The sequence below is a fragment of the Enterococcus avium genome (genome assembly GCF_002891025.1).
Taxonomy (GTDB): Bacteria; Bacillota; Bacilli; order Lactobacillales; family Enterococcaceae; genus Enterococcus_A; species Enterococcus_A avium.
In genome coordinates, this window is record NZ_NBSL01000002.1 from 233,843 (window position 1) to 258,434 (window position 24,592).

At 40.2% G+C, this 24,592-nt stretch carries 23 protein-coding genes; 19 read left to right on the forward strand and 4 right to left on the reverse strand.

Annotation, left to right across the window (positions count from 1 at the left end):
• The first annotated feature begins 6 nt into the window (after nucleotides 1–6).
• From AUF14_RS01255 to AUF14_RS01285, 7 genes are all read left to right on the forward strand, one after another.
• Nucleotides 7–336, forward strand: a complete 330-nt coding sequence (locus tag AUF14_RS01255; protein ID WP_010740793.1) for a cyclic-di-AMP receptor — start codon at nucleotides 7–9, stop codon at nucleotides 334–336.
• 1 nt (nucleotide 337) lies between these two features.
• The gene (gene holB, locus AUF14_RS01260) at nucleotides 338–1,276 is read left to right on the forward strand and encodes a DNA polymerase III subunit delta' (RefSeq protein WP_016180912.1); all 939 of its coding nucleotides are present in this window, start codon (nucleotides 338–340) and stop codon (nucleotides 1,274–1,276) included.
• Nucleotides 1,277–1,302: 26 nt separating this feature from the next.
• On the forward strand, nucleotides 1,303–2,115 hold the full coding sequence (locus AUF14_RS01265; protein WP_016180911.1) for a PSP1 domain-containing protein: 813 nt from the start codon (nucleotides 1,303–1,305) through the stop codon (nucleotides 2,113–2,115).
• Complete coding sequence (locus AUF14_RS01270; protein ID WP_034876619.1) at nucleotides 2,115–2,462, forward strand: DNA replication initiation control protein YabA; 348 nt, start codon at nucleotides 2,115–2,117, stop codon at nucleotides 2,460–2,462. Before AUF14_RS01265 ends, AUF14_RS01270 begins: the two co-directional genes overlap by 1 nt.
• A gap of 191 nt (nucleotides 2,463–2,653) precedes the next feature.
• Nucleotides 2,654–3,514, forward strand: coding sequence for a 16S rRNA (cytidine(1402)-2'-O)-methyltransferase (gene rsmI, locus AUF14_RS01275; RefSeq protein ID WP_034876563.1), 861 nt, complete (start codon nucleotides 2,654–2,656; stop codon nucleotides 3,512–3,514).
• Nucleotides 3,515–3,665: 151 nt separating this feature from the next.
• Nucleotides 3,666–4,880 carry an ammonium transporter gene (locus AUF14_RS01280; RefSeq protein WP_016180908.1) on the forward strand — a complete coding sequence of 405 codons (1,215 nt, stop codon included), beginning with the start codon at nucleotides 3,666–3,668 and terminating at the stop codon, nucleotides 4,878–4,880.
• 21 nt (nucleotides 4,881–4,901) lie between these two features.
• Nucleotides 4,902–5,246: a P-II family nitrogen regulator gene (locus AUF14_RS01285; RefSeq protein ID WP_016180907.1), complete on the forward strand. Its 345-nt coding sequence runs from the start codon at nucleotides 4,902–4,904 to the stop codon at nucleotides 5,244–5,246.
• A 45-nt stretch (nucleotides 5,247–5,291) separates the two neighbouring features.
• Here AUF14_RS01285 and AUF14_RS01290 read toward each other — a convergent pair whose 3' ends face one another.
• The gene (locus AUF14_RS01290) at nucleotides 5,292–5,831 is read right to left on the reverse strand and encodes a PH domain-containing protein (RefSeq protein WP_016180906.1); all 540 of its coding nucleotides are present in this window, start codon (nucleotides 5,829–5,831) and stop codon (nucleotides 5,292–5,294) included.
• 584 nt (nucleotides 5,832–6,415) lie between these two features.
• Between AUF14_RS01290 and AUF14_RS01295 the strand changes: the two genes are divergently transcribed.
• The 6 genes from AUF14_RS01295 (at nucleotide 6,416) to asnS (ending at nucleotide 14,031) form a co-directional block, all read left to right on the forward strand.
• Nucleotides 6,416–7,519, forward strand: a complete 1,104-nt coding sequence (locus tag AUF14_RS01295; RefSeq protein WP_016180905.1) for a baeRF6 domain-containing protein — start codon at nucleotides 6,416–6,418, stop codon at nucleotides 7,517–7,519.
• Between the two features lie 192 nt (nucleotides 7,520–7,711).
• The gene (locus AUF14_RS01300) at nucleotides 7,712–7,912 is read left to right on the forward strand and encodes a cold-shock protein (RefSeq protein ID WP_010745638.1); all 201 of its coding nucleotides are present in this window, start codon (nucleotides 7,712–7,714) and stop codon (nucleotides 7,910–7,912) included.
• A 255-nt stretch (nucleotides 7,913–8,167) separates the two neighbouring features.
• Entirely contained in the window at nucleotides 8,168–10,921 is a 2,754-nt protein-coding gene (locus AUF14_RS01305) for a helicase C-terminal domain-containing protein (protein WP_049219934.1), read from the forward strand.
• Nucleotides 10,922–10,975: 54 nt separating this feature from the next.
• Nucleotides 10,976–11,479 carry a cell wall elongation regulator TseB-like domain-containing protein gene (locus tag AUF14_RS01310; RefSeq protein ID WP_016180903.1) on the forward strand — a complete coding sequence of 168 codons (504 nt, stop codon included), beginning with the start codon at nucleotides 10,976–10,978 and terminating at the stop codon, nucleotides 11,477–11,479.
• A 27-nt stretch (nucleotides 11,480–11,506) separates the two neighbouring features.
• A complete protein-coding gene (locus AUF14_RS01315) occupies nucleotides 11,507–12,694 on the forward strand; it encodes a pyridoxal phosphate-dependent aminotransferase (RefSeq protein WP_016180902.1) in 1,188 nt (395 codons plus the stop codon).
• Nucleotides 12,695–12,732: 38 nt separating this feature from the next.
• Nucleotides 12,733–14,031, forward strand: a complete 1,299-nt coding sequence (asnS, locus tag AUF14_RS01320; RefSeq protein ID WP_016180901.1) for an asparagine--tRNA ligase — start codon at nucleotides 12,733–12,735, stop codon at nucleotides 14,029–14,031.
• Between the two features lie 42 nt (nucleotides 14,032–14,073).
• Here asnS and AUF14_RS01325 read toward each other — a convergent pair whose 3' ends face one another.
• The 3 genes from AUF14_RS01325 to AUF14_RS01335 form a co-directional block, all read right to left on the reverse strand.
• Complete coding sequence (locus tag AUF14_RS01325; RefSeq protein ID WP_016180900.1) at nucleotides 14,074–14,274, reverse strand: hypothetical protein; 201 nt, start codon at nucleotides 14,272–14,274, stop codon at nucleotides 14,074–14,076.
• 28 nt (nucleotides 14,275–14,302) lie between these two features.
• Nucleotides 14,303–14,551: a hypothetical protein gene (locus tag AUF14_RS01330; protein ID WP_016180899.1), complete on the reverse strand. Its 249-nt coding sequence runs from the start codon at nucleotides 14,549–14,551 to the stop codon at nucleotides 14,303–14,305.
• Between the two features lie 74 nt (nucleotides 14,552–14,625).
• Nucleotides 14,626–15,264: a TetR/AcrR family transcriptional regulator gene (locus AUF14_RS01335; protein ID WP_016180898.1), complete on the reverse strand. Its 639-nt coding sequence runs from the start codon at nucleotides 15,262–15,264 to the stop codon at nucleotides 14,626–14,628.
• A gap of 250 nt (nucleotides 15,265–15,514) precedes the next feature.
• On the opposite strand from AUF14_RS01335, the gene AUF14_RS01340 reads away from it, so the two are divergent.
• The 6 genes from AUF14_RS01340 (at nucleotide 15,515) to AUF14_RS01365 (ending at nucleotide 24,411) form a co-directional block, all read left to right on the forward strand.
• Nucleotides 15,515–17,572 (forward strand): heavy metal translocating P-type ATPase, encoded by a 2,058-nt coding sequence (locus tag AUF14_RS01340; protein ID WP_016180897.1) that lies wholly within the window; start codon nucleotides 15,515–15,517, stop codon nucleotides 17,570–17,572.
• A 667-nt stretch (nucleotides 17,573–18,239) separates the two neighbouring features.
• Nucleotides 18,240–18,680, forward strand: coding sequence for a CopY/TcrY family copper transport repressor (locus AUF14_RS01345; RefSeq protein WP_016180896.1), 441 nt, complete (start codon nucleotides 18,240–18,242; stop codon nucleotides 18,678–18,680).
• Between the two features lie 42 nt (nucleotides 18,681–18,722).
• Nucleotides 18,723–18,932: a copper chaperone CopZ gene (gene copZ / locus AUF14_RS01350; RefSeq protein ID WP_010745648.1), complete on the forward strand. Its 210-nt coding sequence runs from the start codon at nucleotides 18,723–18,725 to the stop codon at nucleotides 18,930–18,932.
• Nucleotides 18,933–21,107: a heavy metal translocating P-type ATPase gene (locus AUF14_RS01355; RefSeq protein WP_016180895.1), complete on the forward strand. Its 2,175-nt coding sequence runs from the start codon at nucleotides 18,933–18,935 to the stop codon at nucleotides 21,105–21,107.
• 54 nt (nucleotides 21,108–21,161) lie between these two features.
• Nucleotides 21,162–23,273: a heavy metal translocating P-type ATPase gene (locus tag AUF14_RS01360; protein ID WP_049221862.1), complete on the forward strand. Its 2,112-nt coding sequence runs from the start codon at nucleotides 21,162–21,164 to the stop codon at nucleotides 23,271–23,273.
• A 109-nt stretch (nucleotides 23,274–23,382) separates the two neighbouring features.
• Nucleotides 23,383–24,411: a helix-turn-helix domain-containing protein gene (locus AUF14_RS01365; RefSeq protein ID WP_049221860.1), complete on the forward strand. Its 1,029-nt coding sequence runs from the start codon at nucleotides 23,383–23,385 to the stop codon at nucleotides 24,409–24,411.
• Nucleotides 24,412–24,592 lie beyond the last annotated feature (181 nt).

Sequence of the window (24,592 nt, forward strand, 5' to 3'; positions counted from 1 at the left end):
TAAACTATGAAACTTATTTTAGCGATCGTTCAAGACAAAGACTCAAATCGTTTGGCCAATGAATTTATTGATGCGAACATTCGAGCAACTAAACTTTCTTCTACTGGAGGCTTCTTAAAAGCTGGTAACAGTACCTTTATTATTGGGATCGAAGACGAACGAGTGGAAGATGCTTTGGCTTTAATCAAAGAAACATGCCAAGCGCGGACGCAATACGTTACAACACCAGTAACTTTAGACATTTCGTTGGATGGACAAGTCCCTTATCCAGTTGAAGTTGAAGTCGGCGGTGCGACAGTATTTGTCTTGCCAGTCGAAGGCTTCCACCAGTATTAAGATGGAAGAAGCGAAAAAACTCCAGACAATTCAGCCCATTGTTTTTCGTCAATTACAAAACAGTTTTGAGCATGGGCGTTTGGCCCATGCTTATCTTTTTGAAGGCGACCAAGGAACAGGCAAAGCAGAATTGGCATTATGGTTTGCCAAGCATCAGTTCTGTTTAAATTTGCAAGAGGAAATGCCTTGCGAAACATGTAACAATTGTCTGAGGATAACCAGTAAAGATCATCCCGATGTAGTTGAAATCGAACCTGATGGACAATCCATCAAAGTTGATCAAATAAGAGCACTGCAAAGTGAGTTAACCAAAAGCGGCTTTGAATCTGCGAAAAAAGTCGTGATTATTCACCAAGCGGAAAAAATGAATATGAACTCGGCTAACAGCCTACTAAAGTTTTTGGAAGAACCACCAGCTAACTTTATGATTATTCTAGAGACCCAATCGCTAGGAAAAATTTTACCTACGATTCGCTCTCGTTGTCAGATCATCCACTTCCAAGCGTTGTCCACAGAACGCTTGCAGTCTCGTTTAGAGGCAGAACAAATTCCTGAAAAAACTGCAAAACTCTTAGCAAATTTAACAAATAGTTATACAAAAGCTGTTGAAATCTCAAAAGATGAATGGTTTAATGAAGCTAGAGATGTTGTTATTCAATGGTTTAATTATCTCGAAAAAAATGATCCGCAAGCGTTTATCTATGTTCAGAAAAAAATGGTCAGGACGTTTAAGGACAAAGCACAGCAACAGCTCGCCTTTGAGATGTTGGCGTATTTTGTGAAGGAAAAACGTGATCAAGTGATGAGACAAAATCAAATAGGTGTAGAAAAATACAATTACCTATTGGAAGATGTTTTATCCGCCAGTCAGAAACTAGAAGCAAACGTATCATTTCAAAATATCGCAGAACAAGTAACGTTGCACATCGTTTATGCTTAACGTTATTTAAGAGAGTAGGGAGAACCATGGTTGAAGTTGTGGGTGTTCGTTTTCGAGACGCAGGGCATATTTACTATTACGCGCCAGGAAAAAACGAATATTTTTATAATGATAAAGTCTTGGTCGAGTCACAGCAGGCGCACCAGATTGCGACAGTGGCAATTCCAAAAATAGAGATTGAAAAAAAAGATTTGTCCGATGATTTAAAAACAATTTTACATAAAGCATCAGACAAGGAATTAAAAAAAGTAGCTCAAAACGAAGCGGATGCGGAGGCGGCCTTCAAAACTGCCAAGGAAAAAATCCGCGCTCATGAATTGGAAATGAAATTGATCCGAGTAGAATATACTTTTGATCGCAGTAAAATGATTTTTTATTTTACCGCAGACGGACGGATTGATTTTCGCGAGCTGGTAAAAGATCTAGCAGGCGTTTTCCGTACACGAATTGAGTTAAGGCAGATTGGTGTTCGTGATGAAGCAAAAATACTTGGTGGAATCGGACCATGCGGGCGTCCATTATGTTGTTCGACCTTCTTAGGTGATTTTATTCCGGTTTCGATCAAGATGGCTAAAGATCAAGGATTATCGTTGAATCCAACGAAAATTTCTGGACTTTGCGGTCGTTTAATGTGTTGTTTAAAATATGAAAACGGTGAATATGAAGCTGCGAAAAAAGAAATGCCTGATTATGGTAAGGAAATTAATACACCAGAAGGTCGGGGAAAAGTAATCGGCCTGAATTTACTTAGTAAAGTTGTTAAAGTTCGTTTGTTTGGCCGTGATGCGACGATTGATTTTGATTATCAAGAACTAGTTGAAGCAGGTGATCTGTCATGATGGATCGACGTTCCTTGTATGATGGCTTGAATCAATTAGAGCTTGACATGCAAAAGAATCTCGAAGATTTAGTCTCGATGAAAGAGACTTTACTGGAGCTCGTTGAAAAAAATGCTAAATTAGAGATGGAAAATGAACGATTGCGGGAGCGGATTCGTGAGATTGATGAGAAGAAGTCCCCAGTCTTGGATGAGCGACAAGAATTGTCAGAATCTCGTTTGAATCTTGAAAAAATTTATGAAGATGGCTTTCACGTATGTAACTTGCTTTATGGATCAAGGCGTGAAGCAGATGAGCCCTGTGCTTTTTGTTTAGATGTTATTTATCGTGAAAGCAAACAAAAATAAAATGAATTAGAAATAGTGGGTATGACGCTGTTCGTCACACCCACTTTTTTAATCAGTTTTGGATTTAGTCTATCGTTGCATTGATCTGTACACGAAGATAACGCTAGTTTTTCAAATTTTTGATTGGATTTACGAGAAAGAATTAGAAATAGTAATTTTTAACAGATAAAAAATGAAAATGAGTTAGGAGAATGATCGTGAAGATCCAGAAAAGTTTCTCACAGGAAGTTGGCACATTGTATTTAGTACCGACACCGATCGGTAATTTGGAGGATATGACTTTTCGTGCAGTCAAGACATTGCAAACCGTTGATTTAATCGCCAGTGAGGATACACGGAATACCCAGAAGCTGCTGAATCACTTTGATGTGAAGATTCCACAAAAGAGCCTACATGAACATAACTATAACGAAAGAATCCCTGAGTTATTGGATTTCCTAAAAAAAGGCCGATCGATTGCTCAGGTCAGTGATGCTGGGATGCCTTCAATTAGTGATCCGGGACATGAATTAGTGGTAGCTTGCATAGAAGAGGATATTCCAGTGGTTGCCTTGCCTGGAGCCACTGCCGGAATGACAGCTTTGATTGCTTCTGGATTATTGCCTCAACCCTTTTATTTTTATGGCTTTTTACAACGAAAGAAAAGCGCTCAGAAGAAAGAATTAGAAGAGTTGAAAAATCAGACAGCAACATTGATTTTCTATGAGTCGCCTCATCGTGTAAAAGAAACACTCAAAAATATTTCTGAAATTCTTGGAAACCGTGATGTGGTGATTTGTCGGGAATTAACCAAACTATATGAGGAATATCTGCGGGGGACGGTAACAGAATTGATGGATTATCTATCAGAGCATTCTTTAAAAGGGGAGTGCTGCTTGTTAGTTTCTGGCACAACGGAGGTATTGGAAGAGGAAGTATTCCAAGGAACGTTGAAAGAGCAGGTTGAAGCATTAGTTGAAGAAGGACAGCTAGCTAAAGAAGCAATTAAATCGGTAGCCAAACGACATGGATTGAAGAAACAAGATGTTTACAGAGAGTACCACGAATTATAAGAGCAGGGATTTATCCCTGCTCTTTTTATGTGAAGTTTTCTGACATGGAAAGTGATTAAATTAGAAAAAAATGAAAAAAATGAGTAAAAACTCTTTTTTTATTTAAGATTGATGTTAGAATACTTAACATAAAAAGAAATGGAGTGGTTTGATGGCAGCGAATATTGCATTTATTTTGATTTGTTCAGGATTAGTTTTTCTCATGACTCCCGCATTAGCATTTTTCTATGGTGGGCTAGAACGACGAAAAAATATTTTGAACACAATGATGATGGTCATTTGTACAATGGGACTAGCATCCTTGATTTGGATAGTGATTGGCTACTCGCTATCATTTAGTGGTGATGGAGATTTTATCGGAAATTTGGATAAAGTACTTTTCAATGGGGTCTCTATGACTAAAGGTGATGGAATTCCCGAAGGATTGTTTGCTTTCTTTCAAATGATGTTTGCCTTGATTACAACAGCGATTTTAACAGGATCAGTTGCTGGTCGGATGCGATTTTCTGCGATTTTTCTATTTATCGCGATTTGGTTGGTCGTGGTTTACTTTCCAATGGCACACATGGTTTGGGGCGGAGGCTTCCTTGATAAGATCGGCTCAATTGACTTTGCCGGAGGAAATGTCGTGCATATTAGTTCAGGAATTTCAGGGCTGGTTTTAGCAATCGTATTAGGTCGTCGTCGCGAGTACCATCTTGGTGATTATCGACCACACAATGTTCCTTTTGTTGTTTTGGGAACAGGGCTTTTATGGTTTGGCTGGTTTGGATTTAATGGCGGCTCAGCATTAGCTGCTGATGGTTTGGCAATTCATGCAATGATTACGACGAATACAGCGGCCGCCTGTGCGATGCTATCTTGGATGTTGATTGAGAAAATTTTAAATGGTAAACCAACTGTTGTTGGGGCATGTACAGGTGCTGTGGTAGGATTGGTCGCTATTACACCTGGGGCTGGCTTTGTATCAATTTGGTCTAGTCTGTTAATTGGTGCTTTAGTAAGTCCATTTTGTTTCTTCTTCATTTCAGTCATCAAGCAAAAGCTTGGGTTTGATGATGCTTTGGATGCGTTCGGTTGTCATGGTGTTGGCGGAATTTTTGGCGGAATTGTAACAGGAATTTTCGCTGATCCTTCAGTTGGTGGAAAAGTTGGGCTAATTTATGGTGAAACTCATTTATTTATCGCTCAAATTGAAAGTGTGCTGTTTACGCTGGTATTTGCTGGAGCAGCAAGCTATTTGATTATTTCATTAATTAGAGCCTTCATGCCTATTCGAGTATCACAACAGGAAGAAGCCCTAGGGTTGGATAAAATCGAGCATGATGAAAATGCTTATCCGACATTTATGGGAATGGATTCTTAAAAATAGCCTGAGGAGGACGCAATGAAAAAAGTTGAAGCGATTATTAGACAAGAAAAATTAGAGATGATCAAAGCAGCGATTGATCAAGAAATAGAAGTGAACGGGATGACAGTCAGTCAAGTATTAGGCTGTGGACTTCAAAAGGGGCAAAAAAGCCATGTTCGCGGACAAGAAGTTATCACTACGTTATTACCTAAAGTGTCGGTGAGTTTTATCTTAGCGGATGAAGATGTCGAGCGAGTGGTTGATTTGATCTTAGAAACGTGTCAATCGGAGGAATGCGGAACGGGAAAAATATTTGTTTATCCGATTGAAGAAGCGATACGCATTCGTACGCGTGAAACAGGTAAAGCAGCGATCCAATAAAAAAGCGCCTATCTAAGAAATTGTTTCCTTCTTAGATAGGTGTTTTTAATTAAGAATGTCTTCTTTTATTTTTGCGAATTCTGCTTCTGTTAAGATTCCTTGATCCAGTAATTCCTTCATCTTTAAAAGTTGTTCTGCTTTGCTTAATTGCTTTTCAGAGTTTTTTTCTTTAGTGACGAGTGGTATATTTTCCTTTAATTGTGTCAGTACTTTTGGAGCTTCTTCTTCTGTTAGGACAATTTTAATTGTTCCTTCTAAAGAAGCAATTTCCAATATATCTAAGCTGGTTACTTTGGTTAGTCGAAGGTCTTGGAGATTTGTCAAAGGAATGACTTTGAAATCATCACCGATCAACTTTTTTTGTCCTAGTATAAAACGTTGATCAGTCAAGGCGTAGGCATAAAATCCATCATTCTTTGTAGCAGATGTTCGATTGTGCAGTCCAATGAAGCAAATCAGTACCTCTTCATCCGTCCTTAGCTGCTTTTCTAAGACAGAAAAAAGTCTGACACCCCATTGACGATCTGAACCAGAGAAAAACCCGGTATCTTGACAGAATTGGTACATTTCCTCGGCAGTTTTCATGGTCCACCCCCTTGTTTTGTTAGTTTTAGTTTAGCAAAATTTGGAAACGCAAACAAATTTTTGTTGAGGGAAATGGATAGGCGTCACGCATACGATTCCACTAACGTATTGGAAGAGGCAACTGGCAGGCAGCTAATTCGTTTTAGCGTACTAACTTTTTTCAAAAACCGAAAAAAAGTTAATTTGATTCTCATCACGCATATCATCCAACTACCCGCCTCGTATCAATATCTAATTTGAGAATGAAATTTGTCAGTCTGACTTTGAGGAACTGCGAAAAGTTGGAATGACAAAAACCACCATAGCCGTCACTATGGTGGAAATGAAGGTTGTTATTTACTCTTGGTAGGAGTAAGTATGAAAAACCAATTCGGGATAATTGGTATAAATTCATGATAAAGCATTCAATCAATGAAATCATGAACGACTGTTTGTTAATCACTAAGAAATGTATTAGAAAAGACTTATGCAAATTACAGTAAAATTTTTAGGATTATTTCATAATGTAAGGGTTGCATTTCGTTTTAAGGAAATTGAGAGCTATGTTACACTTGGGTTGGAAGATTAAATAGGAGGGTACATTTATGGCAAATATCAGTAAAAAGTTACTAACTGAATTGACTTCAGAAGAAGCAACCGGTCCTTTTATCACATTTATGTTGAATACTCATCATGCGCATCAAGATGTTGAAAAAGATCAAATCATGTTTAAAAACTTTGCTAAAGAAGCGAAGCGACGCTTTGAGAAGAAGTACACTGATCACAGCTTTGAACCATTCCAAGAAAAAATCGATCAATTACTAGCAGATGGAGATTTTTGGCGCAGCGGAACAAAAAGTGTCGCAGTAATCCTAACTGCAAAAGAGATGTATGTTCATCGTTTAAGTATTGCAGTTGATGATCAATACTATGTAAGTGATCTGCCGTATCTTTTGGCAATCATTAAGAATGCACAATTCAACTATGCTTATTATTTAATGGCTTTAAATAGAGATTCTATGAAACTTTATTTTGTACGCAATAAAGAAGTCGAGCTGATCGAGCTTCCAGAAGATGCACCAAAGGATATCGTGACTGCTTTAGGTGACGAGCTGACTGGAGGAAATCTAAGTGTTTCTACAAGAGGCGGTGAGGCCGGTAGTATTCATGGAGTCAGTACGAAGGATGAAGAAGTTGAAATTGATTGGGTGAATTATTACCAAGCTGTCGATAATTTTCTGAAGGAATTAGAGAATCCGGATCAATTGCCAGTGTATCTTTTTGCTTTGCCAGAAAATCAAGCGCAATTCAAAAAAATTGCTAAAAATCCTTATTACTCAGATAAAGCAGCGATCAGTGGATCTCCTGCTCAGATGAATATCAATGATATTAAACAAGAAGCACAAAAAATAGCGGATCAGCTAGCAGAAGTGGAAACACAAACCTATCAAAAATTGATTAATAGAAAATTTATTGATCAATTGATTGATATCGTTCCAGCAGCGAAAGAAGGAAAAGTCTCCCATTTATTTATTGCGACCGCAAATCTTGTAGATGGGTTTGGCGAAGATCCCGACGTAGAATATGATCGTCGACAAGTATTGAACGAAATTGCCGACAATGTTATCAAAAATGGTGGACAGGTCTTTGTTCTAGACCAAAAGGATGCACCGGATGAGAAAAGCTTATTGGCGATCCTGCGGTATTAGAAACGAAATATTTCAAATATATTAAGAAAAAGTTTTTTGAGCGATAACCTAGTGTTATCGCTTTATCTATGTTATACTTCTAATTGTAGTTTTTGTACGGTAATATTGGCAAGTTTGTTTCAGACAACATCTTTCCTATTTCACCATTCAAGTAATTACAAATCAATTTTTTATCCTAGGAGGATGTTTAACATGGAACAAGGTACAGTAAAATGGTTCAACTCAGAAAAAGGCTACGGATTTATCACTGCTGAAAACGGAAACGACGTATTCGTTCATTTCTCAGCTATCCAAGGCGACGGCTTCAAAACTTTAGAAGAAGGTCAAGCAGTGACTTTCGACGTTGAAGAAGGCCAACGTGGACCTCAAGCTACAAACGTTAACAAAGCTTAATTATAGTAGACTTTTATGCCAGATGCGTAAGCATCTGGCTTTTTTTGTGATTTTTTACTTTAGATTTTGAAAAGGAAGGACTTATTTGTGAGTACGAAAGAAAGTCGAATCGTTTTAAACAAAGAACTTTCTTGTAGAAAGTGGTACTATTCAGATATAATGCGTGAGGTAAGCTAATAACAAACGGAGCATAAATCTTCGTCGATCACGTATAGTTCTTCTAATTATTACGAATCTGAGAAAGGAGGGGCGCAGGTGAAAAAAAATTATGCCGTTGTTGATATTGAAACGACTGGAACAGACCCTAAAACGGATCGAATCATTCAATTCGGTTGTGTATTAATTGAAGATGGGAAGATTGTCACGCATTTTTCGACTGATATCAATCCGGATCAACCGATCCCAGCGCAGATCCAAACGTTGACTGGAATCACGAATCAGCGAATCAAAAGGGCCCCCTATTTTGAAGACGTGGCGCAAACGATTACGAACTTATTAGCGGATACGATCTTTGTAGCTCACAATATTCATTTTGACTATCCCTTTTTAAGTAATGAATTAGAACGCTGTGGGATGCCGCCGCTGACGATTCCTGGTATTGATACTGTAGAATTAGCGCAAGTATTCATGCCTACCACTTTGAGCTTTCGCTTAAAGGATTTGGCAGAAGAACTGCATTTGGTTCATGAAAACCCGCATCAGGCTGATAGCGATGCAGATGTGACAGCGCAATTATTGCTGCACTTAGAAGCGAAAATAAAAGAGCTGCCAATCATTACCTTAGAAAAAATAGTTGATACTGCTGATCAGATGGCTTTTCAAACAAAGAATTACTTGGAAAATTGCTTAAGAGAGATGCAGGCCAATCCTAAACCATTATCAAAAGATTTAGCCATTATTCATGGTTTGGCTTTGCGAAAGAAACAGGTGCCGCTCTTTTCAGAGAATTATTTTGGTACGAAGGCTTATCCGCGTTCGCGAAAGGCGAAGGAGAAGGTCTATCAAGGTGAATTGGATTTTCGAAAAGAACAGGCTCGTTTGATGAACCTGGTGTATGATTTCTTTAATAAAAAGGATGACAAAAATGTTTTGGTGGAAGCCGCAACAGGAATCGGCAAGACACTAGGCTACTTGTTGCCTATGAGTTTTTTAGCAACACCAGAAAAGCCGATAGTTGTTAGTACGGTGTCTTTATTGCTGCAGGAACAGATTTTGAATCATGATCTGCCACTGTTCAATCGTTTATTGGATCAGCCTTTGCAGGCGGTGGTGATGAAAAGCAGTCGACATTATATTGATTTAGAACGCTTCTATCAAAGCTTTGAAAAGAAATCTGAGCAAAAGCAATATACTTTTTATCAAATGGCTTTGCTCGTTTGGCTCACCCAAACCGAGACCGGGGATTTTGATGAACTGAATATGACCAGTTTAAAGCATCCTTTTTGGCAAGAAGTAGCTCATTTAGGAACGCATACATTGAACCCTAATAGCCCTTTTTATGCGGTTGATTTTATTCGTCACCGTCAGAAAAAATTGACTCAAAGTAATTTAATTGTGACAAATCACGCTTACTTAGCCCAAGAGGATCAGCGCAAAGAGCCACAGCTGCCGAAGAGTCCTTATTTGATCATTGATGAGGCACATCATTTGAATCGGGTGTTGGAAAAAGTTACTAGCCAGCATTTTAATCTTCTAGCAATTCAACGCATGATCACTCATTTGTTCGATAATCAGCAATTTTCTGTTTGGCAAGCACTCGTACAAAAGGATCAACAGACGCAGCATCTACTTGAAATTTTTCAAGATGTATTGCAGGAATTGAATGAGGATTTGACTGATTTTTATCAAATTTTCAAGGACGAATACCCAACAGAAAATGAGCGGTTGATTACTAAAGATATGATCAATCAGCTTTCTCTAGCTGGCGAACAAGTTTTACAGCGTATCGGTCGTCTTTATCAGGACGCCTTGACGCTAGGGGATCAGTTGCAGGCGTATTTTACGATGTACAAAGAGACATTTGGTATCAAGGAACAGGCGGAGTGGAGTGACCTCCAATTATTGTTAGAGAATTTGGCTCAGCAACAGCAGGCGTTTGAGACCTTTAACGAAAAATGGGACGCTCGCTATATTCATTGGTTTAATGCGAAACGTAAAACCTTTCAAGTACAGGATTTAGATGCTTCATTGATCAGCCAGACAAAATGGTATGATCGCTATCAACAGATTCTTTATTTAGGCGGTACGCTAAAAATCGGCAGTGATCGTCATTATTTTGCGAAGCGCTGGGGAATTCCAGATGCCGCATTGAAAATCATTAGCAGTCCCTATGATTATGCCGAACAAGCGCGTTTGTATTTGCCGACTAATAGTATCAGTATCCAGTCGACCTCGCCTGATCAGTACGCGAATTACGTAGCGAGTGTCGTACATAAGATGGCAGAAAATCAAAAACGGCCGATCTTGGTTCTGTTTACTTCACACGATATCTTGAATCGTGTTTATCAGCGTGTGCGTGTCCCTTTACTAAACGAAGGCAGAGAAGTATTAGCTCAAGGTATCGGCGGCAGTCGTGAAAAACTGCTGAAGCGGTTCTTATTGTCTAAAGACGCGTTGCTGTTCGGTGCGGATAGTTTTTGGGAAGGGATAGATTTACCAGGAGATATTTTGCAGATTTTAATCGTAACACGTCTACCATTTGAAAATCCGCAGCGGCTTCAAGTAAAAGCGCGCAATGATTTTTTAGCAGCAGAAGGAATCAATCCCTTTTTCCAAGAAGCGGTTCCTCATGCTGCATTGCGATTGCGGCAAGCATTGGGACGCTTGATTCGCTCAGAAAAGGATAAGGGTGTGATGCTGTTATTAGATCAACGCTTTATCACTGCTGGCTATGGGGAAAAATTACGCAAAGCTTTGCCAAAAGAATTGCCGATCAAACAGCTACCGTTGGAAGAAATCTTACTTGAGACCGACCAATTTTTAAATTCTGACAAAAGTACAGAGAATTAATGAGGCGAAGCTCTTCTTTTGGTATAATGTAGCTTGTCTGAGAGGAGTATGATTTTGGATACGAATAGTGCAGGACAACAACGGCTCAACCGATGGCTTTTAGGAATCGTGGCATTTTTACTGATTATCATTGTGGTAGCGACCATGATTTTTATTCGTTCAAATCGTCCGATGCAGCAAGCCAAAAGAGAGGCTGTTCAAATGGCAGAGAAATATGCCGATTTAAAAACGGTAGATCAATTCTATTGGTTTAACCGTGACAAAACGTATTTCACCGTCACTGGTGAAAGCAACTCTGGAGAAGCGATTATTGTGATCGTTCCAGAATCGGGGGAAAAAATCCGCGTTCTTAATCAAAAGGATGGTCTGACAGAGCAGCAAGCTGAAAAACGTTTTGAAAGTGATCACCCAGAGCTAATCTTTGAAAAGGCTGATCTGGGAATCTATCGCGACCAGACTGCTTGGGAGATTACTGCGAAAGATGAACAGGGCGCGATTTATTATTACTTGCTGGCATTTAATGACGGCAAGACGATCAAAGAGATCAAAAAAATTTAAAAAATCTTGGTAAGGGAGTTATCAGTTATGAAATTGTCACAGCGTGTAACAAACCTAGAACCGTCCGTCACTTTAGCCGCTACAGCTAAAGCCAAAGAGTTGAAGGCTCAAGGCTTAGATGTTATTAGTCTAACTGTCGGAGAACCGGATTTTACGACTCCGGAGAATATCGAGCAAGCTGCGATTGAAGGAATCAAGAGCGGAATGGTTAGTTTCTATACTGCTTCCGGCGGTACACCAGAATTAAAGACGGCAATTGTGGACTTTACGAAGAAGAATTACGATCTAACTATTGAGCCGAAGAACATCATCGTAACCAGCGGCGCAAAATTTGCGTTGTACACATTGTTCCAAACGATTTTGGACGCAGGCGATGAAGTGATTATCCCAGTGCCTTATTGGGTGAGTTACGGAGAGCAGGTTAAATTGGCACAGGGAATGCCGATTTTTGTTACTGGTGCTCAGGACAATGATTATAAGATAACCGTTGATCAACTTGAAGCAGCTCGGACTGAGAAGACAAAAGCGATTATTATTAATTCGCCGTCAAATCCTACAGGAATGATCTACACAGAAGATGAGCTGCGGGAAATTGGCGAATGGGCCGTCCGTCATGAACTGCTGATTGTCTCAGATGATATTTATGATCATCTTGTTTATAATGGGAACGAAGCGCCGCATATGGCTTCATTATCTGACGAGATTTTCCATCATACAGTGATCATCAACGGGGTATCAAAAACCTATTCTATGACCGGTTGGCGAATCGGTTATGCGATTGGGAATGCTGAGATCATTGGCGGAATGACGTCAATCGCCTCTCAAGCGACAAGTAATCCAACCTCCGTCAGCCAGGTAGCGGCTGTTGAAGCTTTAACTGGCGAACAAGAAACGGCAGAAAAAATGCGGCAAGCCTTTGAAGCGCGCTTAAATACGATCTATCCGAAGGTGGCTGATTTACCAGGCTTTAAGCTGAAAAAACCGCAAGGGGCATTTTATCTATTTCCAAATATCAAGGGAGCCATGGAGATGGGCGGCTATGACAATGTAACGACTTGGGTTAACGATCTGTTGGAGCAAGAACAAGTAGCGCTGGTAACTGGTGAAGGATTTGGATCTGATGATAGTGTACGGATGAGTTATTCAGCCAGCATGGAGGACTTAGAAGAAGCCGTTGTACGGATTCGCCGCTTTATTGAAAATAGTAAAAAGTAAAACATCAATTCGGGATAAATAAGTTAGGAGAGACATTTGTGGAACAAATTCAAATCATTGATGCCAAGAATCATGTTGGCGAAACAGTAAAAATCGGTGCTTGGGTCGCTAATAAGCGTTCAAGCGGAAAAATCTCTTTTTTACAATTGCGTGATGGAACGGCTTATTTCCAAGCAGTTGTTGTAAAAAGTGAAGTGTCAGAAGAGGTCTTTCATTTAGCCAAAGAATTGACGCAAGAAACATCAATCATTGTGACTGGAGAAATTCGGGAAGATACTCGTTCAAAATTCGGGTATGAACTAGGTGTGAAAGAGATCGAAGTGATCGGTGAAAGCCATGACTATCCCATTACACCAAAAGAACACGGTGTTGATTTCTTGATGGATCATCGTCACTTATGGTTGCGTTCGTCACAACAGCACGCGATCATGCTAATTCGTAACGAAGTGATTCGTGCGACCTATGAATTCTTTAACAACAACGGCTTCGTGAAAGTTGATCCGCCGATTTTGACAGGTTCAGCTCCTGAAGGCACCAGCGACTTATTTGAAACGAACTATTTTGACCATAAGGCTTATTTATCTCAAAGTGGACAATTGTATATGGAAGCAGCCGCAATGGCACTAGGAAAAGTATTTTCATTTGGTCCAACTTTCCGTGCAGAAAAATCAAAAACACGCCGTCACTTAATTGAGTTTTGGATGATTGAACCAGAAATGGCCTTCATGCACCAAGAGGATAGCCTAGAGGTTCAAGAACAGTACGTTGCTTACTTAGTTCAAAACGTATTGGATAATTGCGATTACGCGTTAGATGTACTGGGCCGTGACAAAGAAATTTTGAAGAACTATACAAAACTTCCTTATCCGCGAATCTCTTATGATGATGCCGTAGAATTATTGAAGAAAAATGGTTTTGATGATATCGAATGGGGCGATGATTTCGGTTCGCCGCATGAAACCTTTATCGCGAACTCCTTTGACCGCCCAGTCTTCATTTTAAATTATCCAAAGGCGATCAAACCATTCTACATGAAACCACATCCAACTCGGGAAGATGTTGTCATCTGTGCGGACTTGATTGCGCCTGAAGGCTATGGTGAAATTATCGGCGGTTCAGAACGTGCAACGGATTATGATTTCTTGTTAGAACAAATCCGTGAGCATAATCTTAGTGAAGAAGAATACTCATGGTATTTAGATTTACGCAGATATGGTACTGTTCCACACTCAGGTTTTGGTTTAGGCCTTGAACGAACGATTACCTTTATTGCTGGGATCGATCATGTGCGTGAGGCTATTCCATTCCCACGTCTGTTGAACCGTATTTATCCATAATTGAAATAGAGCAAAAGCGTCGAGGATAGCCTCGACGCTTTTTTAAAATCCAATTTTTTCTATTAATGATCCTTGTTTGTCATCTTCATGTTGGAAGTAGATTGATTCATTCTCGGAAGCATTTTCTTTGAGATTCGTAGTAACAACAGTTTTCACTTCTTCTTTGTCGATGTTCTTTTCGACGATTTGCGAAGTCGCACCTAGAGTAATGAGTGCCACTGCGATGATAGTAAGTTTTTTCATTTTATTTTCCTCTTTTCATTTTTTTAGGTTAAAAGAATTTATGTTTAATTTGTTTTTTCACTGTGTCAAAGAACTGGGTCATTACTTTTGAGCAGGTTTCTTCTGGCAAATGAGTTTCAGCAGTGATAAAGTCGATGATTGCAGCTAAGTGTTTGCTGGAGTACCGAGTAATATTTTCGTTGCAATAGTGTTCGTAGCTTTTTAAAATGCTTTCGATTGTCATAGCGTCTTCGTTTGTTTGGATAGCTAGTGTTTCCATCATTTCTGTATTGTTCATAGTAAATTCCTCTTTCTTGACCGACTGTCGGTCACTTTAGTTTTAAATGTTAAACTCAACAGGTTTTGTTGAGCTTATGGGATAAAGATTTTTTGTAATTGTTCGGTAGTTTGATCGTAAGGATGGATTTCTGGGTTCACATCCAAGGTTTTGTAAATTAAATCTGTTGCAGCAATGATTCGGTTTTGAATGATTTCAGGTGGTAATTTTTCAATTTCGTCAAACATCGTTTGAATCCCGGCGATTAAGAATTGGATACTCTCCAGCGGATAAGCTGTGTTGAATTCTCCTTGCTGTCTGCCAACTTCAATCATTTCTGCTAAGACGGGACAAACTTGATTGATGGTACCGGCTAGCGCTCGCTGTTTCATTAAGGAATTCTCCGGCATTTGGAATTTGTCGACGATTTCTTCTTTTCGTTCATCTTCCTGACTATTTTGTGCAAGGAAGGTGATGAGCTTTTCTAGTGCTGATCCATTTGAAGCTTGGATTTCTTTCGCTCTTGAAATTTCTTGATCAATGATTTGACCAATGACGGCATCTAAGACTTCTTCTTTTGAAACGAAGTAATGATAGAAGGTCCCTTTCGCGATGCCGATTCGTTTCAGAATGTCATTGACGGTTGTTTTGTTGAATCCTTTGGTTAAGAAGAATTCTTCGGCGGTGATGATGATCTCATTTCTTCGTTCATCATGCTCTTTTACGATGCGCATGTCTTACCTCCTTTCTTTAAACCGACTGTCGGTCGTTGCTTCTGACTTAATAATACCGACCGCGGGTCTAGAAGTCAACCACTTTTTTTAAAAAAAGTTCCTTATTTAATAGAAATACTTTCATATCAGGGTTTATACTGTTAAATTATTTTTGAAAAAGCTTTCTTTTCCGCTTGACACATGAATAGTCGCTCATATATAATATACATGAAGAAACATTCATATGTAATTTTAGAGAGAAGGGTATCTCATGGAAAAAGTATATCGTTTGGATGGGTTGGATTGTGCTAACTGTGCAGCAAAAATCGAGCGTTCCGTCCAACAAATTAAAGGGGTAGAAAATGCGCAGGTTGATTTTATGAGCACGAAGCTAACGATTCAAGCGCCTGAAAAGGAAATCGCGCGGGTTTGCGAGGAAGCTAAAGAGGTCGTGAACAAATTAGAGCCAGATGTTGAAGTGAATAGCGTGCAAACAGAAAAAGTCGAAGAGAGTTCTAAAGGGAAAATCATTCAAATTTGTATGGCAATTTTAGCGTTAGGCGTGTTAGTTATTGTTAAACCAACAATGCCTTGGGAGTTCATCGCTTATCTGATTTTATATTTATGGATTGGTTACGATGTTTTGAAGACTGCGATAACAAATATTTTTCATGGTGAAATCTTCGACGAAAATTTCTTGATGGCTGTGGCAACGATTGGTGCGATTGCGATCGGTGAATATCCTGAGGCTGTGGCAGTGATGTTGTTTTACCAAGTCGGAGAATTTTTCCAAGATTATGCTGTGGCAAAATCAAGAAAATCCATCAGTTCCCTATTGGCGATACGTCCTGATTCGGCGAACTTAATCCAAAATGGCGAAGTAAGAAAGGTTGCGCCGGAAACAATTCGTGTTGGCGATCAGATTTTAGTTAAGCCTGGGGAGAAGGTCCCATTAGATGGGATCGTCAAAGAAGGACGTTCGATGCTGGATACTTCGGCGTTGACTGGTGAATCCGTCCCACGTAGTATCAATGCGGGTGAACAAATACTTAGCGGATTCATTAATCAAAGCGGACAATTGACGGTGGAGGTCACGACGACTTTTGGTGAATCGACCGTCAGCAAGATTTTAGACTTAGTTGAAAATGCCAGCAGTAAAAAGGCGCCGGCGGAAAACTTTATTACCAGTTTTGCCCGCTACTACACACCGATCGTTGTTGGTCTGGCTGTGTTGTTAGCAATTGTGCCGCCGTTAGTTATGGGTGAACCTTTTTATGGTTGGGTGTATCGAGCGTTGACTTTCTTAGTTATTTCTTGCCCTTGTGCTTTGGTGATCTCCGTACCGTTGAGCTTCTTTGGCGGAATCGGTGGCGCTAGTAAAGCTGGGATCTTGATTAAAGGAAGTAACTACATTGAAACGTTGGCGAATGTGGAAACGCTGGTCTTTGATAAAACCGGAACCTTGACTAAAGGCGTTTTCGAAGTTCAAAAGGTGGAAACAACGATCAATCAAAAGGATTTCTTACGCTATGTTGCCAGCGCTGAACAAAGCTCCAGTCATCCAATTGCACAATCAATTGTGAAGTACGTGGACCAACCGTTATCACCAGTTAGTAAATTGGAAGAAATTGCCGGCTTTGGGATTTCCGTTGAGATTGAAGGGCATCATTTCTTAGTCGGGAATGAAAAGCTGTTAGCGAAATACGATATTCCCTTCCAAGCAGTTAATGAAATCGGCACGATCGTTTATGTGGCAATGGACGGAAAATACATTGGTCATCTATTGATCGCGGATGAACTGAAGGACAATGTCTCAGAAGCCTTATCAGAAGTGAAAAGCTTAGGTGTGAAACGGACGGTGATGCTGACAGGTGATAACCGGATGATCGCAGATGCGATTGGCAAGAAGGTCGGGATTGATCAGGTCTACAGTGAATTGTTGCCGGAAGATAAGGTCAATCATTTGGAAGCAGAATTGTCTGATGAGCAAAAGACCGCCTTTGTCGGTGATGGAATGAATGACGCGCCTGTATTAGCTCGAGCAGATATCGGGATCGCTATGGGGGGACTTGGTTCGGATGCAGCGATCGAAGCAGCGGATGTCGTGATCATGGATGATCAGCCAGCTAAAATTCCGGTTGCAATCCAAATTGCTCGCAAGACGATGGGCATTGTGAAACAAAATATCGTTTTTGCGATCGGAGTGAAGGTCATCGTTCTATTGCTAGGTGCTCTAGGATTTGCAACGATGTACGCCGCTGTATTTGCTGATGTTGGTGTGACAGTGATCGCAGTGTTGAATGCGATGCGTTGTTTGCGAGTGAAATAAGATTATATAGAAGAAAAGGCTTTGCGACTATTTCTAGTTGCAGAGCCTTTTTGCCAGTCATGCTTTTCGCAGTTTTTATGGAAAGAGAATCGTTTAACACGGAAAAAGAAATTTTTATACGTCCAGTTTAGCATGATGGTATGCGAACGAAAAAAAGCTCATTTTTCTTGGTTTTGGAAAAATGAATTTCTTAATTGAATGAGTTAGCTGCCAGTCATGCTTTTCGCAGTTTTTATGGAAAGAGAATCGTTTAATACGGAAAAAGAAATTTTTATACGTCCAGTTTAGCATGATGGTATGCGAACGAAAAAAAGCTCATTTTTCTTGGTTTTGGAAAAATGAATTTCTTAATTGAATGAGTTAGCTGCCAGTCATGCTTTTCGCAGTTTTTATGGAAAGAGGATCGTTTAATACGGAAAAAGAAATTTTTATACGTCCAGTTTAGCATGATGGTATGCGAACGAAAAAAAGCTCATTTTTCCTGATTTTAGAAAAATGAATTTCCTAATTGAATGAGTTAGCTGCCAGTTTCCCTTTTCGTAATATGAATGAGTAGTGTGTATGTTGGAGGTAGTTAAAAAAATTTCGCTTATCAGTTGACTAAAACAGATTACAAATGTAAACTGTGTTTGTAGATTACAAATGTAAACGAAGGAGGCGAAGAGTAATGACAATGACGGTGACACCGATCAAAATCAGTGACTCGGAGTGGGAAGTCATGCGGGTAATTTGGACGCAGGAATCTACTACAGCGCAAGAAATTATTGATATTTTAGGACAAACCATGGATTGGAAACCAGCGACGATCAAAACATTGCTGGGTCGATTAGTAAAAAAAGAAGCAGTTCGGACAGAGCAAGCTGGGAAAAAATACATTTATTATCCGGCAATCAGTGAAGGCGAAACGGTCAAAAGTGCGACGGAAAATTTGTTTTCTCATATTTGTGCGAAACGAATCGGCGAAACAATCGCGGAGTTAGTTGCGGAAGCGGAACTGACAGATGCAGATGTGGAAATGATCAAAGCGCAGTTAATTAATAAGAAAACTGTAGCCACGATCGAATGCAATTGTATTCCCGGTCAGTGTGAATGCAATCATCATAAATAATTGGCGACAGCCATAAAAAAATAGGAATGGGAGATCATTATTATGAAAAAACAATTTGCAATCAACGGAATGAGCTGTAATCACTGCGTAGCGAACGTGGAAAAGGCGATCAATCAATTAGATGGGATCGATAAGGTCAAAATCAATTTAAAGAAGAATCAAGGCGTTGTTAAATTCGATGAAGCGCAAGTTTCCGCAGACCAAATTGCTGCAGCAGTGACTGAAGCTGGGTATGAAACTGAGGTGATCTAATTGGCAGACACGACAGTAGAAACATTTGCCATCACTGGCATGACCTGTGCCAATTGTTCTGCTCGAGTAGAGAAGGAGCTGAAAGCAACAGAAGGTGTGCTAGAGGCGAATGTGAATCTGGCAACGGAAAAGGCAACCGTTCAGTTTGATGGAAACTTGACGGCGGAAAATTTAATTCAACGAGTTGAGGCTATTGGCTATGGCGCGATTTTGTTTGATGAGGCGCATAAGCAAAAAATCCAAGAAGAAAAGGCCGCTTACCTTGGAAAGATGAAGCGGGATTTGATTTTAAGTGCGGTACTAACAGCTCCTTTGATGATTGCCATGATCGCGATGCTTTTAGGCAGTCATGCAGGCTGGGTACACTTTTTACACCTTCCATTAGTTCAATTAATTCTAGTGACACCTGTGCAATTTGGTGTTGGGCAGCGTTTTTATCGCGGGGCATATCATGCGTTGAAAACCAAAGCTCCGAATATGGATGTGCTGGTAGCGATGGGAACCTCGGCTGCTTTTGCGTTAAGTGTGTATAATGGTTTCTTCAATCCTCACAATTCAGATCTGTATTTTGAAAGCAGCGGCATGATTATCACCTTGATCTTGTTAGGGAAGTATTTAGAACAAAAAGCTAAGACCAAGACCAGTGATGCGATCAAGCAGTTAATGAGTCTGCAAGCCAAGACGGCAATGATTGTTGTGGCAGGCGAAGAAAAGGAAGTACCAATCGAAGAGGTACAGGTTGGTGACATTTTGAGGGTTCGTCCTGGGGAACAAATTCCGGTAGATGGAAAGATTTTAAAAGGACAGACAACGATTGATGAAAGCATGCTTACCGGGGAAAGCTTACCAGTGGATAAACAGGTAGACGATCAAGTGTTTGGCGGCACCGTTAATACCACAGGCAGCATTCAATTTAGTGCTACACAAGTCGGCAGTATGACCGTCCTTTCACGGATTATCCGGATGGTGGAGGATGCGCAGGGTGAAAAAGCACCGATCCAGCAGATCGCGGACAAAATCTCTAGTATTTTTGTTCCGACAGTATTGGGATTGGCGTTACTTACGTTGCTCGCGACCGGTTTAGTGACTGGTGATTGGCAACAGGCCATCGTCCATAGCGTCTCTGTGCTGGTGATTGCGTGTCCATGTGCACTTGGTTTAGCGACACCGACAGCTATTATGGTAGGAACGGGTTTAGGCGCGAAATCAGGAATTCTGATTAAGGGCGGCGGCGCGTTAGAAAAAATTGCTCACCTGACAACAATCGTTTTGGACAAAACTGGAACGATTACAGAAGGCAAGCCAGTAGTAGCAGATTTTGAAGCAGTGGATCCGCAGGCCTTGGCTTATTTAACAAGTCTAGAACAGCATTCAGAGCATCCTTTGGCAAAAGCAATCTATCATTATGGAAAAGATCAGGTTGAAATCTTGCCCGTCGACAATTTTGAGAGCTTAACAGGGCAAGGCGTTACCGGCGTAATCAATGGGCAATCCTATTTTGTTGGTTCAAAACGCGGCTTGAAAGAGCGAAACATTTCATTTCCTGAAGATCGTGTGTTAGCGTTAGAAGAAGAAGGAAAAACGGTGATGTTCTTAACTGACAGTAAGAAAATGCTGGCAATGATCTCGGTAACGGATCAAGTCAAAGCGTCTTCTAAAGCCGCTATTGCTGCTCTTCATCAATCAGGAATCAAGGTAAAAATGCTGACAGGTGATAATCCTCAGACAGCGCAATATATTGGTGAACAGGTTGGCTTACAGGCATCAGATATCGTTGCAGAAGTTTTACCGGAGGATAAGGCTCAGGTTGTTAAAGAGCTTCAGTCTAATGGTCAATCGGTCGGGATGGTCGGCGATGGGATCAATGATGCGCCTGCACTGGCTTTAGCAGATATCGGCATTGCCATGGGCAGTGGTACAGATATCGCGATGGAGACCGCCGATATTACCTTAATGAACAGCGATCTTTTGTCGGTTGAAAAGAGTATTCATCTATCCAAATTAACCTTAAGAAAAATCAAGCAAAATTTATTCTGGGCGTTTTTATACAATGTGATTGGGATTCCTTTTGCTGCTTTAGGCTTTTTGAATCCTATCATTGCCGGCGGTGCGATGGCCTTTAGTTCGGTCAGTGTGCTGCTCAATTCTCTTAGTTTGAATCAAAAGAAGCTTTAACAGAAAGTAATTCTCTCAGGATAAGAATGCTGTAAAAAATAGGAGGCATGCAACATGAAACAAGGAGATCAAATGGATGAATCGATGAAAATGGACCATTCCAAGCATGATCATCACGAAATGAATCATTCAATGAATGGACACGATCATCACAATATGAATCAGGAAATGAGTGGACATGACCATCACGAGATGGCGCATGGAGGCATGGATCATTCGATGCATATGGGAAATTTCAAACAAAAATTTTGGCTCTCACTTGTTTTATCGATTCCGATCATCGTTCTTTCGCCGATGATGGGAATGCAGTTGCCCTTCCAATTCACTTTTCCGGGTTCTGAGTGGGTTGTTCTAGTGTTAGCAACTGTTCTGTTTGTTTACGGCGGACAACCCTTCTTGAGTGGGGCGAAAATGGAGCTGAAGATGAAGAGTCCAGCTATGATGACGTTGATCGCAATGGGCATTACAGTTGCTTACATCTATAGTTTGTATTCCTTTATTGCCAATAAGTTGAATCCTCATGAGCACGTGATGGATTTCTTCTGGGAGTTGGCAACACTGATTGTCATTATGCTCTTAGGTCATTGGGTCGAAATGAACGCCGTATCCAATGCCAGCAATGCCTTGAAGAAGTTAGCAGAATTACTGCCGGACGAGGTGAATCAGATCCAAGAAGATGGCTCCACACAAAAGGTCAAGCTTCAGGAAATCAAGAGTGGTGACATGCTCTTAGTTCGTGCTGGAGATAAAATGCCGACCGATGGACAGATCATCAAAGGGACAACGATTGTCGATGAATCGGCTGTGACCGGTGAATCCAAAGGTGTTCAAAAGAACGTCGGTGACACAGTCATTGGCGGTTCGGTCAACGGTGATGGTACGATCAGAGTAAAGGTCACTGGCACTGGCGAAGATGGTTACCTTGCCAAGGTCATGACAATGGTACAGCAAGCTCAGCAGGAAAAATCAAAATTAGAATCAATTTCAGATAAAGTAGCGAAATGGTTATTCTACATTGCGTTAGTTGCTGGGCTTCTAACTTTTACTGTCTGGCTGTTTGTAGCGGATTTGCCACAAGCATTGGATCGAATGGTTACCGTTTTTGTCATCGCTTGTCCGCATGCTTTAGGTTTAGCGATTCCTTTAGTGATCGCTCGTTCCACCTCATTAGCGGCTAAAAATGGCTTGCTGCTGAAAAGTCGTCAAGCCTTGGAACAGGGAAATCAATTAGATTATGTTTTTCTTGATAAAACAGGCACCTTAACAGAGGGTAAGTTTACGGTGACAGGGATTGAGAAATTGGCAGAGACAAGTAAAGAAGAGGCGCTGAAATATATCGGAGCCCTTGAAGCGCAAACCAACCATCCCCTTGCTGTTGGCGTTATGAATTATTTGAAAGCTGAAGGTATTGACCCTTATCAAGCACAAGAGGTGTCGACCTTAAAGGGAATCGGTGTAAGCGGGACAGTAGAAGGTCATCAGGTCATTTTAGCGAATCAAAAAGAAATCGAACGCCGTGCATTGAGCTTTGATCAAGAAAAATTGAAGGAGTACCAAGCACAGGGAAATACGATTTCCTTCCTATTAATTGATGAAGAGCTGGTTGCTTTCTTTGCGATGGGAGACTCGATAAAGCCACAAGCCAAAGCGTTCATCAAAGACTTGCGTAATGCTGGAATCGAACCTGTTATGCTGACTGGAGACAATCAAGAGGCTGCAAAAGCAGTGGCTGATTATCTGGGTCTTAAAGAATTTTTTGGCGAGCTATTACCAGATGATAAAGAAAAAATTATTAAACGCTACACCGATGATGGTAAGAAAGTCATGATGGTAGGAGATGGGATCAATGATGCTCCTGCTTTAGCTAGAGCGACAATCGGAATGGCGATCGGTGCTGGAACTGATATTGCGATTGATTCGGCTGACGTTGTGTTGACTAATAGCAATTTACAGGATATTTTAAAATTTGTCCGTTTGGCGAAGAAAACACATCGTAAAATGATACAAAATCTTTGGTGGGGTGCCGGTTATAATATTTTAGCAATCCCTTTAGCGGCAGGTATTTTAGCACCTATCGGAATTTTACTGAGTCCCGCTATTGGTGCGATTTTAATGTCCTTAAGTACGATTATTGTGGCGATAAATGCTATGACTTTACGCGTCTGAGAATTCAGACGCTTTTTTTTTTGAAAAAAAGTTGATAAAAAACTTTGTGTCTATTTATGTTATTTTTAAAGAAGAGGAAATTCAATGAGTAAAAGAGGAGACACAAGGCATGATTTGGCAATTTATAATAAGAAAGAAAACCCATGGCTATTTGCAGCTACTTGAATTAATAAATAAAGAACAGTACACGATTACTGAAATGGCTAAGCAACTAAAGGTGAGTATTCGAACAGCGATGCGTTATAGTGATGAATTACAGCAAAAGGGCTATGTGATAAAAGGAAAACCATGGCGAATTAATCGGCAGCACCATCCAAATTTCTTAGAGCTTCATCGGAAAGTGTTAACAGAAGATCCACGCTTTAAACTTTTCAAACAATTTCTTTGGCAACAGACTTCTGCTGACACAGATTACACAAAAATGAGAGAACTGAATCGACAACTGATTCATTTGAACCTTTGGGTAAATCGACGAGCAGGCAGGCTTTTAGGTGATCCAGGTATCATTTTATTGTTACAATTACGCTATTTGAGAGATTTTTATTATTTTGAAGAAGGCGAGGTCTACCAGCAAATCGAACAGTATTATAAAGATCAACCAACACCTTCAGTGAACCAGGTATTGTATCCAGATAAAGTACTAATCAGCCGATTCATTGAAAAATTCGATTTACAGGGAAATTTAACAGAGTTTTTCTTCTTTGATCATTTGCGCTATCATTTTCAAAGCTTTACTGAGTTTTACCATTGCCACCAACAATATCAGACTGATTTATATCAGGAAGTCAGGAAGGCGAGTAGAATTATTGAAGAAACGATTGCTTTGGAAGGCGAACTATTAAGGAGTACATTCAACGTAAAGCTTTTTGATCTTTTCTTTGGACTATCTCAAGGACTTCCAATACTACTCTTCAATTTAAAATGGAAGCAGGGACCGGTTCCGTCAAGTTATGATCATCTTAGTAGGGAAGTAAAGCGGCAAATTCCGATGCTAAGGAATTGTCAAAATGAAGGGCTGGCTTTGGCCTTGAAAAACATTGTGGTTGCAAGTCATCAAGTTGCTTTGAAAACGACGCCCACTTTAGACTCTTCTTTATTGATTCAAGAGAGATATCAGACGGTTTTATTATCTGATTAAGGAAAATTGGATCAAGATTTTTCTTAAAGAAAGGTTATGCTATAATGATGAGGACTACGATAAGAGTGTCATTCTATTTCACGTGTTTCTTGAACATTCGCGTGATTTGTAGAAGGGGATACAGTTGAAAATAAGGGGTAGTTCTTTCATTTGAAGGGCTAGGAAGTAGGAGGAGAGCAGA